The 15,701-nt window shown below is 23.7% G+C and carries 12 protein-coding genes; 3 read left to right on the top strand and 9 right to left on the bottom strand.

Translation table 4 applies throughout. The features are described 5' to 3' along the window. Positions 1-23: 23 nt before the first annotated feature. On the top strand, positions 24-3,575 hold the full coding sequence (locus D2845_RS06075; protein ID WP_110858192.1) for a BspA family leucine-rich repeat surface protein: 3,552 nt from the start codon (positions 24-26) through the stop codon (positions 3,573-3,575). Between the two features lie 110 nt (positions 3,576-3,685). Here D2845_RS06075 and D2845_RS01015 read toward each other — a convergent pair whose 3' ends face one another. From D2845_RS01015 to D2845_RS00990, 6 genes are all read right to left on the bottom strand, one after another. Continuing rightward, a complete protein-coding gene (locus D2845_RS01015) occupies positions 3,686-5,782 on the bottom strand; it encodes an MSC_0620 family F1-like ATPase-associated subunit (RefSeq protein ID WP_110858191.1) in 2,097 nt (698 codons plus the stop codon). Positions 5,783-5,790: 8 nt separating this feature from the next. Then, positions 5,791-6,243, bottom strand: a complete 453-nt coding sequence (locus tag D2845_RS01010) for an MSC_0621 family F1-like ATPase epsilon subunit (RefSeq protein ID WP_110858190.1) — start codon at positions 6,241-6,243, stop codon at positions 5,791-5,793. A 3-nt stretch (positions 6,244-6,246) separates the two neighbouring features. Further along, positions 6,247-7,134, bottom strand: a complete 888-nt coding sequence (locus D2845_RS06070; protein ID WP_110858189.1) for an MSC_0622 family F1-like ATPase gamma subunit — start codon at positions 7,132-7,134, stop codon at positions 6,247-6,249. 1 nt (position 7,135) lies between these two features. Then, entirely contained in the window at positions 7,136-7,639 is a 504-nt protein-coding gene (locus D2845_RS01000) for an MSC_0623 family F1-like ATPase-associated protein (protein WP_110858188.1), read from the bottom strand. Positions 7,640-7,645: 6 nt separating this feature from the next. Continuing rightward, a complete protein-coding gene (locus D2845_RS06065; RefSeq protein WP_110858187.1) occupies positions 7,646-9,103 on the bottom strand; it encodes an MSC_0624 family F1-like ATPase-associated membrane protein in 1,458 nt (485 codons plus the stop codon). Between the two features lie 151 nt (positions 9,104-9,254). Further along, complete coding sequence (locus D2845_RS00990) at positions 9,255-10,136, bottom strand: DegV family protein (RefSeq protein WP_002881021.1); 882 nt, start codon at positions 10,134-10,136, stop codon at positions 9,255-9,257. Between the two features lie 219 nt (positions 10,137-10,355). Between D2845_RS00990 and tyrS the strand changes: the two genes are divergently transcribed. Further along, positions 10,356-11,603 carry a tyrosine--tRNA ligase gene (tyrS, locus tag D2845_RS00985; protein WP_110858186.1) on the top strand — a complete coding sequence of 416 codons (1,248 nt, stop codon included), beginning with the start codon at positions 10,356-10,358 and terminating at the stop codon, positions 11,601-11,603. Position 11,604: 1 nt separating this feature from the next. Continuing rightward, entirely contained in the window at positions 11,605-12,672 is a 1,068-nt protein-coding gene (locus tag D2845_RS00980; protein WP_110858185.1) for an alanine/ornithine racemase family PLP-dependent enzyme, read from the top strand. 722 nt (positions 12,673-13,394) lie between these two features. On the opposite strand, the gene D2845_RS00975 is transcribed toward D2845_RS00980, so the two are convergent. The 3 genes from D2845_RS00975 to trmD all read right to left on the bottom strand — a co-directional run bounded on the left by D2845_RS00975 (position 13,395) and on the right by trmD (position 15,699). Continuing rightward, positions 13,395-14,453, bottom strand: coding sequence for a hypothetical protein (locus D2845_RS00975; RefSeq protein ID WP_110858184.1), 1,059 nt, complete (start codon positions 14,451-14,453; stop codon positions 13,395-13,397). Positions 14,454-14,678: 225 nt separating this feature from the next. Continuing rightward, complete coding sequence (gene rplS, locus D2845_RS00970) at positions 14,679-15,032, bottom strand: 50S ribosomal protein L19 (RefSeq protein WP_002881026.1); 354 nt, start codon at positions 15,030-15,032, stop codon at positions 14,679-14,681. Continuing rightward, on the bottom strand, positions 15,022-15,699 hold the full coding sequence (gene trmD, locus D2845_RS00965; protein ID WP_002881027.1) for a tRNA (guanosine(37)-N1)-methyltransferase TrmD: 678 nt from the start codon (positions 15,697-15,699) through the stop codon (positions 15,022-15,024). Before trmD ends, rplS begins: the two co-directional genes overlap by 11 nt. Positions 15,700-15,701 lie beyond the last annotated feature (2 nt).

Genomic DNA, 15,701 nt, shown 5'->3' with positions numbered 1-15,701 from the left:
TTAAAAAAGGAAATGAGAAGATTATGAAAAAGGGTGGAATTATATTAACTACCATTGGTATTCTTGCAGCAACTTCGGCTATTGCAGCTGTATCGATTATTGCTGTGACAAACAAAAATCGTGGGAACAAATTACAAAAAGATATTGATGACTTAGAAAAAGAACGTACAGAAAAAATCATAGAAATTGAAAAATTAGAAAAAGATAAAAAAGAAAATTCTGAAAAAATTGATGAAATAAATAATGAAATCAAAGAAAAAGAAGAAGAAATTAAAAAAATCAAAGATGAACTTGATAAGTATCAAAATACTCCTGATGGCAAAAGAATAGAAGAGCTGAACAAAAAAATTAATGATCTTGAAAAACAACAACAAAAAATAAATAATGAAAAAGTTGCAATTGAAAAAGCAAAAAAGGATTTAGAAGAACAATTAAAAATTGAAAAACAAAGAGTTAGTGATTTAAATAGTCAAAATAATGACAAACAAAGACAAATCAATGAAGCTCAAGAAACAATTAGAAGAAACACTGAAGAAATTGAAAAATATAAAGAAAATATAAAAAAATATGAAGATCTTGAAGAAAAAAATAAAGAATTTCAAAGAACGATTAGTAGTTTAAACAGAAATATTAAAGATAAAGAAGATGAAATTGCTGAAAATAAAAGGCAACTTGACAAAATAAAGGAAGACCTTCGCAAAAAAACAGATGAAGTCGATGAAAATGAGGATAAACTAAGAAAATCAGAAAGAGAACTAAGAAATGCAAAAGAAAAAATTACTGATTTGGATGAAGAAATAAGAAAAAATAAAATCAAAATAGATAGCTTAGAAAAGCAAAAAAAACAATTTGAAGATGATAAAAATGCTGCTATAGAGGATAAAAGAAAATTTGAACAAGAAAGAGATGCTTTTAAATCTGAAATTGCAGATAAAAATAGAATCATTGCTGGAAAAGAAGAACAAATTAGAAGATTAGAAGATGATCTTAACAGGGAGAGAAATAAAAATCCTGATAGTACAGAAAATGTAAAGTTAAAGGAAGAAATTACAAAATTAAAGGAAGATATTTCAAAATTAAATGATACTGTAAGACAAAAAGAACGCGATATTGAAAATCTTAATGGAAATATAAGAACAAAAGATACTAATATTTCAGAACTTCAAAGAAAAAATGACAAACTAACTAAAGATCTTGAAGCTGCCAATGAAGCAAAACATGCTGCAGAATCAGACTTAGCTAGAGAAAAAGAAAATGTTAAAGATTTAACAGCCGAAAAAAGAACATTGCAAAGCGAAAATAGAAAATTAAAAAAAGAAAATGAAGAATTTAATGAAAAAATTTCTAGACTTGAAAAAATAGAAGCAAAATATAATTCTGAAAAACAAAAATTTGATAATCACAAAAAGGAATTAGAAAGCAAAAATAAAGAAATTAAAGAAATTAAAGATAATGCAAAAATTGTTTTATGAACAATCTGAATTTATCGATTGTGATATGATGAGTGAGAAGCAGAATACGAAAAAGGTTGACGTCCAGGTCTTGTTAAGCTAGATGAGGAATTTAAAAAACGATATCCAATAGAAAAATTTAATGTTGAAGATGTCAAGATGGCTTTTGAAAAACACGAAAAATTTAAAAATGAATATGCCAAAGTAAATATCGATGTATTTAAATTAAAAAAAGAAAAAATGGCCATTGAAAAAGAACTTGCTGCTTCAGGAATTATAATTGAAGATATAAATAAAAAAATGAGCAATTACAGCATTCTTTACAAGAAAAATCAAAATCATATATCAAAAATTGCGAGCCAACTTGAAGCCACAAATAAAGAACTGAATGATGCTATTGATGAAAAAATAGATGAACTAAATAAATTACTTAAAGAAAAAGAACTAGAATTAGTTGCATCTAGAGAGGCACATTTTAGAGCATTAGTTAAAAAAGAAGAATTTGAAGTAAGGTTAATGAAAGCAAATGCCCAATTAGTTGAAAAAAATAAAGAAATTGCAAGACTAAATGATTTAATTAAAGATCTTGAAGAAAAAATTAATCGAAATAAATCCAATAATATTGATATAAATACCTTAATTACTAATAAAAATTTAGGTGGTATTATAAACCCTACAGAGAGCATAATTCTTGATCTTTTGGTAAAAAATAATCAAAAAATTGAAAGAATAAAAGATTTTATACAAATAGAAATCATTAATGAATCTCAAGGTAAAGCTAAAGCAAAAATAAAAACAAATAAGGATAATTATCTACGTTTAAGTGGTGAAGTTGAAATTACTTTTAAAAGTATTAGAAATGAACAAATTATTAATATTTGAAACAACAAATTTAAAAATCAATTAAGAAGTTCAGAAAAATACTCAAGCATTTTAGAAAGATTCAAAAATGAAATTAAGAAATCACTTAACCTTGATAATTCTAATGTTGAAAATATTCAACTTATTTCAGAATCTTATAAAAATAAACGTCCTAAATTAAAATATTTGAGATTTAAAAATTCAGATGAATCATTTTTTAAAATAAAAATTTTTGATAATGAATTACTACTTCCTTTTGGATATATTAAAGCAGCAAGTGCACCAACAAAATATCGTAAGGTTAAAAATGGAGCTGAATTAGAATTTAATGGGGTATCTGACATAAATACTAAATTTGAACATAATATGAAGCATAAAATTGGTGATGTATATGAAATCACTCAAATTGGATATTATGATAATGGAGATGAAATTGTTGCTCATGTGATGCCCAATATTGTAAATGGAGGTAGAATTACATCTTACTTACCAAAAGAAATCACAAGTTTACAAGGAATGTTTTTCCAAAATTGAGGAAACAATTTACATGGAATAAGCAATTGAGATACTTCAAATATTGTGACAATGGCAAATATGTTCAAACTTTCACATGGATTTAATACAGACATATCAAAATGAGATACTTCAAATGTAACTAGCATGGCAGGAATGTTTTATCAAGCTCTAAATTTTGATCAAAATATATCTGATTGAGATACATCAAAAGTTACAAGTATGTCTTACATGTTCCATGAGGCAACAAGATTTAATCAACCAATTGATACAAAAATTGTTTTTAAAAACAATAAACAATACAAAGCATGAGATGTATCAAATGTAACTGATATGAATTCAATGTTTTGACATGCTAATGTATTTAATCAAAATCTAAACAATTGAAATACTAAAAATGTAAGAGATATGTTTCAAATGTTCTTCCATGCATTTAAATTTAATGGAGCAATAACTAATTGAAATATTTCAAATGTTCATAATCTACGTGATATGTTTTGAGGTGCAAATAGTTTTAATCAAGATATATCTACAAGATGAGTAAAATCAAATGGTGAAGAATATTATGCATGAGATACATTAAATGTAACTGATATGCGTGGAGTATTCTATCATGCAATATCATTTAGTCATGATATATCTAATTGAAATGTATCAAAAGTTGGTCAACATCTTTTATTTGCAGAAAATAACCCACTGCATAGAGATAGAAAAAAATGACCTTCATTTAAGGAATATTATGAATTATAATAATATAAAATTAAATTATCTATCATCTAATTAGAAATATATAATTAAAACCTCCAGAGTTTGGAGGTTTTTTTGATTTAAATTTTACTAAAATAACATACTTGTTTTGTTTATAAAATTATCATTAGAATTGCCGCAATTACAATGCTTAATGAAATTGCAATCACTAATCCAGAAATTTTTTTAATTTTTAATGCTCTCAATTGTTTTCTTTTAATTGCAATAAAGATAATTGAACTTAATAATAAAATCGAAAAAATTCCTAATAAACCATAACCAAGATAGTTTAAAGTGTTTTTAGCAACTTGTTTTTCTTTATTAATAATTTCTTTCACATTGGCATATGTTTTTTTGAAATTTGCTAATATTTTTTCATCACTAATACTTTTATTGTCCACCAAAATTCCTAATTGAGCAAAATTATCAATAATTTCCTTAACCGATTTTAAATAAAAATCATATCAAGCAAAAATATTTAAAACTCTTTTTGAACTTGTAGCAATTAATCTTGAGATTTGTTTATTAATTAAGTCATAATATTGATTAATAATATCCAAATTTAATTTTGAATTAATAAAATTCGTTTGAATAATTTTTTCATTAATTCTTGTAATTTCTTTAAATCTTAACAAAATTCCTTTAAGAGCATTAGTTAAATAATTAAAATATCACTCTTCATTAATTTTTGATGAAAACAAAGAAGTTAAAAATAAATATTTTGAATTTTTTAGTCCCCTATTAATTGTTTCTTCATTATTTGAACTTCCATAACTTGTTGCTAAGTCATTAATAATTTTATGCATATTTGCATTGTATTCTTTTTGGTTAATAACTTGCACACCAGCACCAACCATATCAAATAAACTTTTCCTTAAATTATTATGTCTTAAATCTGTGTAATTAACTTTGTGATCAATTCCTAAGGCCAAATATAGTCTTGAAAAAAGTTCTTGGTTTGCTTGAATGGTTTTTTCATAAACTTTATTGAATGCTTTTTGTTTATTTGAAGTATCTATTTTTATGTTTGCAACAGAATATTCTCTTACTTTATTTGGTGCAACAAGATCAGTAATTTTGATTGTTGCTTTAATTGCATTATTCCCAGAAGCTTCTATGCTAGCAACTGAATATTCATATCTTGTATTAATTGGGTTATCAAAAAAGAAGATTTTTTTCTTTTGATCAGATGCTGCTGAATTAAATGAAGAAACTAATGTTGAGACAGAATTATTTGTATGAGTATAAGAAACATTTGGAAATAAAAGCGGTAGAGTTCTTATTTGTTCATCAACGTTAACTTCTTTATCAGGTTTATCACCAGGAACTAAATCTGGTTTTTCAATTGGTTCATCTTCTTTTTTTTCTTCTTGTTTTTCTTCTTCGTCTTTAAAATCTTTATTTTGTTTTAAATCAAATTTAATGAATTTTTTTTCTAGTTTTGAAATGATATATTTATCCCAATTATCAAATCCAGCAGGAGTTGTAAATTCAATTAGATTATTGTCTTTGAATTTAATTTGAATATCTTTACCAACAACAGGAATATCTTTTTCATCATAAAGCATTGATTTTAGTTCTTTGCTAAGGTCTGAAATATATTTATTAATTAATTTTTCTAGTTTTTCTTTTGAAATGCTATTTGTTTGATCTTGTTGTTTTTTTTCAATTTTATTATTCTCACCTTTAATTTGTTTTGAATAATCAGTATTGGTTTCTTTACCAACCTTGATTTCTTCAAAATCCTCACCGTCATATTTAATATTAGCAATATCATATTTTTGATTATTTGCCATTAAATATGGAAAAACAACATTAAATCCATGATTATTTGCATGATTTGTTTTCAATGATTCACCATTGTCTTTTAAATACTTTATCAAAACTTGTAAATAAATTAATTTGTCAATATTTGCAATATTTTTTTTGAAATCACTATTTAGTTCTTCTTCAATTTTTTTTCTTTCTGAATCTAGGAATTTTTCTGTATCTTTAATTAAAGTTTCAATTCCTTTTTGAAGCTTATCTTGTGCAAAAGTTTTAAACTCAGAAAAATCGGATGCAACTTTTGGTTCTTCTTTTTTATTTTCTTGTTTACTTGATTCTTCTCTTTTACTTTGTTGGTTTAAATTGGCATAGGAAATTAAAGTCATAGGAATGACTAATCCTGGAATTAAACTAAATGATCATAATTTGGTTTTTATTTTCATGATTTTTCCTATTTAATTAATTTTAATTTTTGTTGAAAGTCAAGTAAATATAGTTTTTGTTCTAAGATTTTTAGTTCCATATATTGGTCTAAATTCAGCCCAATTGTTTGAAGTGATAAATAGTAATTGATTTGATTTGAAATTTCTTTAATTTCTTTTGTCTTATCAATAAAATTTTTTGATTCAAAATAAATTTCTTTCTGGCTAAATGTTGTAATTGTGATTAAGTTTTCATTAACAATTATGTTTGTATTAATTAAGAATAAATAAAATGTTTGGTTTGTTTCAAGATTTTTAATTCGGATTAAAATTTTTTCATATGCCAAGATTGAATTTTCATCAACAAACACTCATTCTTCAGTTTGATCGACATTAATGAATAATTGTGCTTTTTTTAATTCAAGCAGCTTATTATTTAAAAAATTAATTTTTATTTGAAAAGTTTTTGTTGTATCTTGCATATTTTAATCCTCAAAAAAGTTTTTATTTGCTCTTGTTAATAAAACAATTTCTTCAATTTCTTTTTCACGTTTACTACGAATAATTTTCTTTTTAACAATCGTAATTTCATCCTCAATTTGATTGATAATTTTATTTGTTGTTACTAAATCATTTTTAGCATTATAAAATGATGATTCAATCATTAATGAACGAACAGCATTTTCCAAAAAAATATTAATTTCATTATCAATGAATTCTTCAATTCCAGGATAAATCTTGTAATTAGCAAAATTATTAAGACGACTAGGTTCAAGTTCTTGGTGAGCTAACTTATTAACATCAAATTGATCAATTGGCAAAAGTGTAAAATAACCATTATAATTTTTGTTTGTATTAATTACAAAATTTACATGATCATAATTATTTTCAACATGTAAAATTTTGATTAATTGTGAAATAATTCAAGGTAAACTTTTATTTTTTTCTTCTGATTCTAAAAAATGCTTAATTACATTGAAATCATTTTGTTTACAAAATTGCAATGCTCTTTCACCAACAACAATGAAATCATCATGTTTTTTATTAACATAATTTAAAATTGTTTTTTCATATCTCGAATATGAATCCGTTGAATATTTTTGTTTTTCAGTTACATAAATTCATAAACTAGTTTGCTTTTTTTTGTTTTTATTCGTAATTTTTTTATCAGTATTTAGTAATTTATTTTTAATTGCATATTGATTTTTAATTTCTGTAATTAAACTGATATTTAAAAGGGCATTTGAAATATCAAATTTTAATTTTCTTGTTAGCTTCATAATATCAATTAAAAGAATATTTTTTGAATTATTAACTTTTGTTAAAATATTGTTTAAATTTTGTAATTTTTCTTCATATTTTTTTAAATGCATCTTATCATCCTAATATATGTTCTTGGCTGTAAAATAATTCAAAATCATTGTTTTTTTTCATAATTATTCCTTTAATGACTTCAACATAAAATCCATTTGCTAATAAAAATTTGATTTCAATATTGAGATTCATTATAAAATTGCTATTAAATAAGTTTGAATCTGAACTAAAATCAATTGTTTCAAAATTTGATGATTGATTTTTTGATAATGTTGGTGCTAAATACAAATTATTTAAATTTGGCTCCAAATTAAATGAAATTACAAAAGCATCAAAAACTAAATCATATTTTTGCTCACTGGCTTTTTTAATTCAATCAAATAATATTTTTTCTTCATTTTTATTTTTATCAAGATTACTTTTTAACAAAACTGTCGAAATTAATTTATCAAAAGAAATGAAATTATTTTGATTTTTAAAATTTTCAAATTCTTGATTTAATAATTCGATTTTTTTATTTGTTTCTAGCAATTGACTTTGTTTTTGTTTCTCAATTTTTTTCATCTTTATTTAATTTCTTTCAATATAAATATTATTTGATTTTTTGGTTAATTTCATTAACACAACAAATAAATTAATCATCAGTGCAAGATTAAATGCGATGATTAAAACAGCTGTAGTAATCACAAAGATTTGTTCAAGTGATAATTTTGAACTAACATTATAAAAACTTTGATTATTATTTGCTAATAAAATTGAATTAAGACCACTAATTAATAGTGTTGCAAGCATTAGAATAATAATAATTTCTAAAAACATTGCAACATAATATGATTCATTTGCAATTTTTAAGCGATGGATTAATAAAATTACTAAGCTAAAAAATCCGCCAAATAAAATGCTTAAATTAGTTTCAAGTTTATTTTTAAACACTAAAACATTGATTAAAACAATAATTCAAATTAACCCAAGCATAAAACCAAGAATAATATTATTAACTAAAAGACCACGAACCTTAAATTTCTTAATAAAATTAATTAATAAATATCAAATGAATAAGAAAACAATTATCCCTAGTCCAATCAAATATAAATATGTTTGTGGTTCTTTATTTGCAACAATAATATCATTTGCATTTTTATAAAAAAATGTACGAATAAATCAAAGAAAAACAACAAATCCTAAAAATAAATATAAGATGATTTTTTCTTTAAAATTGTTATTTTTGTTTTGTTTTGTAATTGCTAAAATAATTTTTTCAATTTTAATTCCAAATAAAATGATTGCTAAAAATATTAAAAACAAAATCAAATAAATTAGGTTTTTAACATCTCTTTGTGAAAACATATTCAAAAAGAAATTATGCATTATGTTGTTATTTAAAAAATCATTTTTATTTCCTTTGATTGAAAACACCCAAATGCTTAAAATAATTAAAAAACTAAAAACTAAAATTCCTCTTGCAACATTAGAAATAATCACTAAATTTTTATTTTTATGAATCAAAGGATCAGTTTTTCTTTTTAATTTATATTTATAAATTGAATAAGCTAAATCTAAAATTAAAAGTGGAATTGAAATTAAAGCTAAAAAATAATAATCTAGTGTATTTTGTCTAAAAAAAGTAAACAACAAAACTAAAGCTGTTAAAGAAAAAACTAAATAAGTGACAAATCAACCAAGATATTTTTTTCCCGCTTCTTTTTGTTCAATTGTGTTTGAAAAATTTTTAATAAATGTATAAAAAAATATTCCCATTAACAAAAATACTCGAAATAAAGCTAAATAATTAATCCGTTCTAATGTTGGATTTGAAAAAACTAAAAATCATTGAATATTTTGGTTTAAAAATAATTTTTTTGAAAAAAGTGTTAATGGGGCAAAAAATAAAATCAATCCTGAAGCAAGCACAAAAAAAGAAATTAAAATGATTTTTAACATTCAAATGAATGAATTTCTTTTTTTGTTATTTAGCATTGATTCAAAATCATCATATATTTTTTTATTAGTAATACTATTAGTCTGCATTGCTTACTAATCTCCTTGAATGAATCATTGTTAATATTATGTAATATTTGTAATTAACCTTAATATTAGCCTTAATATTTTATAAATTAAGTATTAATTTTTTTAAAACTAAAAACTAATAGTTATTACTTACTTAATACTTAAATATAAACTATCATTTTTTAGCAAATAAGAATAATTTATTTTGAATATTTTTATCAATTTTGGCTATTGTGACACAAACAGCACCAATTCCGGTATGAATTGAAACATCAACTGGTAATTTAATTGAGTATATTGGAATACCGTTTTCTGTAATTGTTTTAAATTTTGAAATTAATTGGTCTAAATCATCATTTTCTGCATGGATAACAAATAAGACTTTGTCTTCTAAATCATCCTTGTTACTATTTCATAATTCAGTTACAATTTTTTCTAAGGATTTAGTAAACACTCTACCAATTCCTTCTTTTTCTAACACCCCAAAATCAAATTTAATCAAAGGCACAATTTTTAAAAGTTTTGCAATTACTGCTGCTGCTTTTGATAAACGCCCTCCCTTAACTAAGGCATCATTAAATTGTGGAACTAAAATTAATCTTTCATTATTGATTTCAAAATGTTTAATTGCGTCTTCAAATGCAATGCCTTGTTTAATTTTTTCTTCAAAAATTAATAAATCACGAACAATTAAATATGAAATTCTTTTTGAATCAACAACATAAACCTTCTTATTATCTTTAAATTGATTCATTAAGAAAGAAATTTGTGATGACAAATGTTTTGAAATTGAATAAATCATTATCAAATCATAGTCATTTATATATTTAGCTACTTCTTGTTCATTAACAACTGGTGATGAAGCCGATGTAATTGCATGAATTTTTCTATTTGCTTCTCACATTATTTTAAAATCTCCAATGAAAATATCTTTTCCAATTTGATATTTCTTATTTTCAATTTCACACTGTAAAGGAATGAAACCTCAACCTAATTGATGTGCTTGTTCTTCACTTAATCCTGATGATGAATCAACAATTATTTTTATTTTCATAATTTCTCCTAATCACTAAAATTAATGAAATAATTATACAAGTATTTTAAATATTTTAAAATTTTGTTTTTTTATCTTAAAATCTTCAACCAATTTAAAAAAATTTTGCAATCATTTCATTCAAAAAATAAAATTAATATTTTATATAATTATTTAAAATAAATCTTAATTTAAGTATTAATTTATATTATATTGCATATTTCAAAAGAAGGGATTTTTATGCCAAAAAACTTTATTGCTGAATTAAAGACAAGAAAAATTCTTAATAACATTTCAAATGAAAAAAAATTCTTAGAAATTCCAAAAAACTCAGGTGTTTATATTGGCTTTGATCCAACTGCTAAAAGTCTTCATTTAGGAAATTATTTACAAATTGCAACATTATTACGTTTTAAAAATGCTGGATATAAAGTTTATGCAATTCTTGGGGGAATTACAGGAATGATAGGTGATCCAAGTTTTCGCAATAGTGAAAGAAAGTTTTTGGACATAGAAACCTTAAAAGAAAACAAAATAGCAATTAAAAAACAATTAAAAAAATTTGGTTTAGATGTAATAGATAATCTTGATTTTTATAAAAACATCAAATTAATTGATTTCTTTTCAAAAATTGGGAAATTAATCAATATTAATTATTTATTAGAAAAAGAAAGTATTGCAACAAGACTAAAAAGTGGCTTAACTGCTACTGAGTTATGTTATCAATTAATTCAAGGTTGAGATTTTAAATGCATGTATGAAAAACATGATGTTAGAATCCAAGCCGGTGGCTCAGACCAATGAGGAAATATTACAACAGGATTAGAATTTATTCGCAAAATTTATGGTGACAGTGCGAATGCTGTTGCATTGACAATAAATTTATTAACTGATGAAAATGGTCAAAAATTTGGAAAATCAACAGGAGGTGGATCTTTGTGATTAAACAAAGAAATGACAACTCCTTATGCCCTATACCAATTTCTTTTAAATCAAGCAGATGAAAAAATTGATGAATATCTAAAAATCTTGACTTTTTTATCGCTTGATGAAATTAATAAAATTATGACTAAACACAATCAAGCCAAATATCTTCGTTTTGCCCAAAAAACTTTGGCATATCATTTAGTTAAAGATATTCATGGTGCAAGAGCAGCCAACCAAGCACAAAAAATCAGCAACATTCTTTTTGCAAAAAGCAATCAAAATTTAACATTAAGTGATATTGAAATGCTTAAAAACTCGATTCAAACAATCTATGTTGAAAAAAATCAAAAATTTATTGATGTTATAAGGAGATATAAAATCACAGTATCAAATCGTGAAACAAGAGAATTTATTCAAAAAAAATCATTTCTAATTGATAACCAAATTGTTGTAGATGAAAATCAAATTATTGAATTTAAAAAATATTCTAAATATGCCTTATTAAAAAAAGGTAAAAAAGATTTTTATATTTTAACTAATGTGGAGAAAATAAATTTTTAACATGGCTTTTCCAAAAATTATCATAAATGAAACTAAGTTTAAAAACAATATCAAACAAGCAATTGAAATTTGCAAGCAAAAAAATATTGAAGTTTTAGCTGTAACTAAAGGATTTTGTGGCAATCGCCGAATGGTTGAATTATATTATGAAGCAGGAATTAAATATTTTGGTGATTCAAGATTGGATAATTTTGAAGTTTATAAGGACATTCCAGGACATAAACAGCTTCTAAGAATTCCAATGATTTCTGAAATTCCAAGAATGTTGGAACTATGCGATTCATCATTAAATGGTGATATTAATGTCATTAAAAAAATTGATGAATATGTAACTGCAAATAATTTAAAAACACACGAAATTGTTTTAATGGTTGATTTAGGTGATCGTCGTGAGGGGTATTTACCTGAAGAAACATTAGAAATTTCCAAACAAATTCAAGAACTTAAAGGCATTAAATTAATTGGTTTAGGTTGCAATTTTGGATGTTATGGTGCAAGAATTCCTTCAGATCAAGCAATGGCACAATTTGTAGCTTTAAAACATCAAATTGAAGATGAATTAAATATTAAACTAACACATATGTCAGGTGGAAATTCATTAAGTTTACATATGGTTTGAGAAAATCGTATGCCAAAAGAAGTCAATTTCTTAAGAATGGGATTTGCAATAATTTTTGGAACTGAGGATATGTATCGTCAAACAATCAAAGGAATGCATCGTGATGCTTTTCGATGTGAAGTTGAAATTATTGAAGTTGATTATAAATCATCCCTTCCAGTTGGTGAATGTGGAATTGATGCATTTGGACAAGTTCCTTATTTTGAAGACATTGGCAATATCAAAAGATTAATTTTAGGAATTGGTAAACTAGATACAATGTTTGACGCAATGATTCCATATGACAAAGATCTTAAAATTCTTGGAGGGTCATCAGATCATTTAATTATTAATGCCCAAGATAGCAAAATCAATTACAAACCAGGAGACATTATTAAATTTGATTTAGATTGAGGAAGTTTATTATATTTATTTAATTCGTCGTATGTCAAAAAAGAGTTTGAAAAATAAAGACTAATAATTGTCTTTGTTTTTTATTTTTTTTAAAAAAATTGTTTATTAATAAAAAAATTTTGGTGATTTTCAAAAAAACTAATAGAATATTTTTTTGTAACAGTTTTTTTATTGTTTCGTTTTTTAAATTAAATTTATAATAAATGATTTTATACGGAGAAAGTAATTAAACAAAATAATCCTTAGTTTAGGATCAGTTGCATCATTGCAACACTACCACTAATTGCTGCTTCTTGTAGAAGAAAAAATAAACAAGAGGAAATTCAAAGAAACATCCAAAGTGATCAATCTCAAGAATCAAAAGATTCTAAAGAAAATAAATTTCAAAAACAAGAAATTTCAAGTAAAGAAAAAGCAAAAAATGAAGCATTTAAAAACAAAGAAGTCAAGCTTTAATTAATTACTACAAGGAAGTTTTAGAAATAGTAGAAAATAAAAAAAATTGATCAAATTGATTTAACATTAAAATAAATTAAAAAATTTGTAGCAGAAAATAATAGCAATTCAAAATTGTCCTCACAATTTTTTTATTTCAAAAAGATTTTGAATCAAAAAATTGAATATACAGGTCTTACATATAAAAAAATTAAAGATATTGTTACTAATTATGAAAATAATTAAGATTTTAATTTATATTAAAAAATTCAAGCACTCAAAATTGTCTTGAATTTTTTTATTACTAAATTTCAATCCTAAGTAATAAAGCGCTTTAAATCAATCTATTTTAAAAAATCAAATTTATCTATATTATTTATTTCACTATCAATTTGATTTTTTAATTTATTAGCTTCATTTATTAAGAAATTATATTTTTGCCCATAACTTCCTGGGTAGAAAAAAAGATTTCAACCATGTGAAAATGAATTGCTATAACTAGATATTTCTTTTAATAATTGATTTCGCTTTGAACTTAATTCACTATATTTTTGAAGATGCAATTTAAGATTGTTTATTCTTTTAAGAATGCATTCAAAAATCTGATTTATAAAATAATTAAAAACTTCAAATTTCGGTTTCAAATCATTATTCTTAAATAAATTTGCTAATTTATTTATTTTTTCTTTTAAAGCACCAATTTCTTTTTCAATTTTTGAATAATTATTTTTAAATTCAAAAAATAACTCAAGTAAATAAGATAATTTTTCTTTAATTTCTTCAATTTGCTTCTTGAATTCTTCAAGATTTTCAATATTTTTTAAATTTAATATTGTTTCAAATTCATCAAAACTATGATCTATAATTGATACTAAAAAATCTAAATCAAGATTATTTTTTTCTTTTTCAATATTCTTAAGAATATTTTTAATTTCTTCGTTATTTGCTTCAACTTTTTTAAGAGATTGATTGATTTTTTCTTCAACACTTCTTTTGCTTATTTTTAATTTTTGATTTTCAATATTGCTTTTTTCATCATCTTTAGCGTTTAATAAAGGATTGTGATCATTCACCATTTCTTTTTTTGGAGTATTTTCTTCTTTGTTTGAATCTAAATCATCATGAGTTTTTGGTTTTTCATTATTCGAAATACTTTCATCATTTTTATTTGAATCTTTAACTTCATTGTTTGGATTTTTTTTCTTTGATAGATCATCATTTTTTTGTTCGTTTGATGATGAAAATGAACTATCTTCTTTGTTTGATTCAAGATCATTTGCAAGATTTTTATCATTTCTAAATCTTTTTTTTGATACATTTTCACAAGAAGCAGCAATTAAAGGAAGAGATCCTAAACTTAAAGTTGCAAAAAATAAAAAAGACATTTTATTTAATTTTTTCATATTTTTTTTTTAAATGAAAATCTCCAATTGAATTTTAGTTTTAAATTTAAATTAATTTAAAAAGATAACAACCTAATTTGTTACATAAATACTATATAACATTTTTTGATTTTAATTTTAAAATTATTTAAACTGAATTTAGATTCAATTTGATGAAATTTAGAAAAATAAAAAATCTTCAGAATCTGAAGATTAATTGCTTTTTTAGATTTTTTAGAATCAAAATTATTTTCTTTTGATTTCTTTCAATCTTGCGCTTTTGCCTTTAAGATTACGCATGTAGTAAAGTTTTGCTCTTCTAACTTTATTTCTTCGAATAACTTCAATATGTGAAATTAAAGGTGAATTAATTTTAAAAATCCGCTCAACCCCAACGCCATATGAATCTTTACGAACAGTAATTGATTTATTGATTCCTTCACCATATGATGCAATAACTAAACCTTCAAAAACTTGAATTCTTTCTTTATCGCCTTCTTTAATTCTTACATGAACTCTAACGTTATAACCTTCTCTTATTTGAGGAAAATCAGTTCTAATTTGTTCTTTTTCTACAATTTCTAATAATTTACTTCTCATTTTTAATCCTTTCGATTATATCTTTCCGATTTTTTAAAGTTTTTAAATAAGCATTTTCCTCACGCCATTCTTTGATTAATTTATGATTCCCAGATAATAAGACTTTTGGCACTTCTAAACCTTTATAAATCGCTGGTTTTGTATATTGGGGATAGTCTAGTAGTCCATCATTTTCAAAACTTTCATTTTGATAACTAGTTTTTCTTAGAACTCCAGGCACCAATCTTGAAACTGCCTCAGCAATAACCATTGCTGGAATTTCTCCACCTGTTAAAATAAAATCACCAATTGATAGCTCCTCATCAACAAAATGCAATACTCGTTCATCAAAACCTTCATAATGACCACAAACAAGGGTAATTTCTTGCTTTTTTGCTAATTCATGGGCTTTTTTTTGATCAAATTTTTTGCCTTGTGGACTGACAATAATTTTATAACTATTAGGCAACGTCTCAAGTGCTAAATCAATCGGTTCAACTTGTAAAAGCATGCCATCGCCACCACCATAGACAGTATCATCAACTTTATTTCTTTTTTCTTTTGAAAATTTTCTAAAGTCAATGATATTAAGTTCCAAATGCCCTAATTTGATTGCTTTAGCAATGATGCTATATTGTTTAAAAGTTTCAAAATATTCTGGAAAAAGTGTGAGTATGTTTATTTTCATAA

The organism is Metamycoplasma alkalescens (assembly GCF_900476125.1).
Taxonomy (GTDB): domain Bacteria; phylum Bacillota_I; class Bacilli_A; order Mycoplasmatales; family Metamycoplasmataceae; genus Metamycoplasma; species Metamycoplasma alkalescens.
Note: the sequence above shows the minus strand (reverse complement) of the source record. Positions and strands in the feature narration are given on the sequence as shown.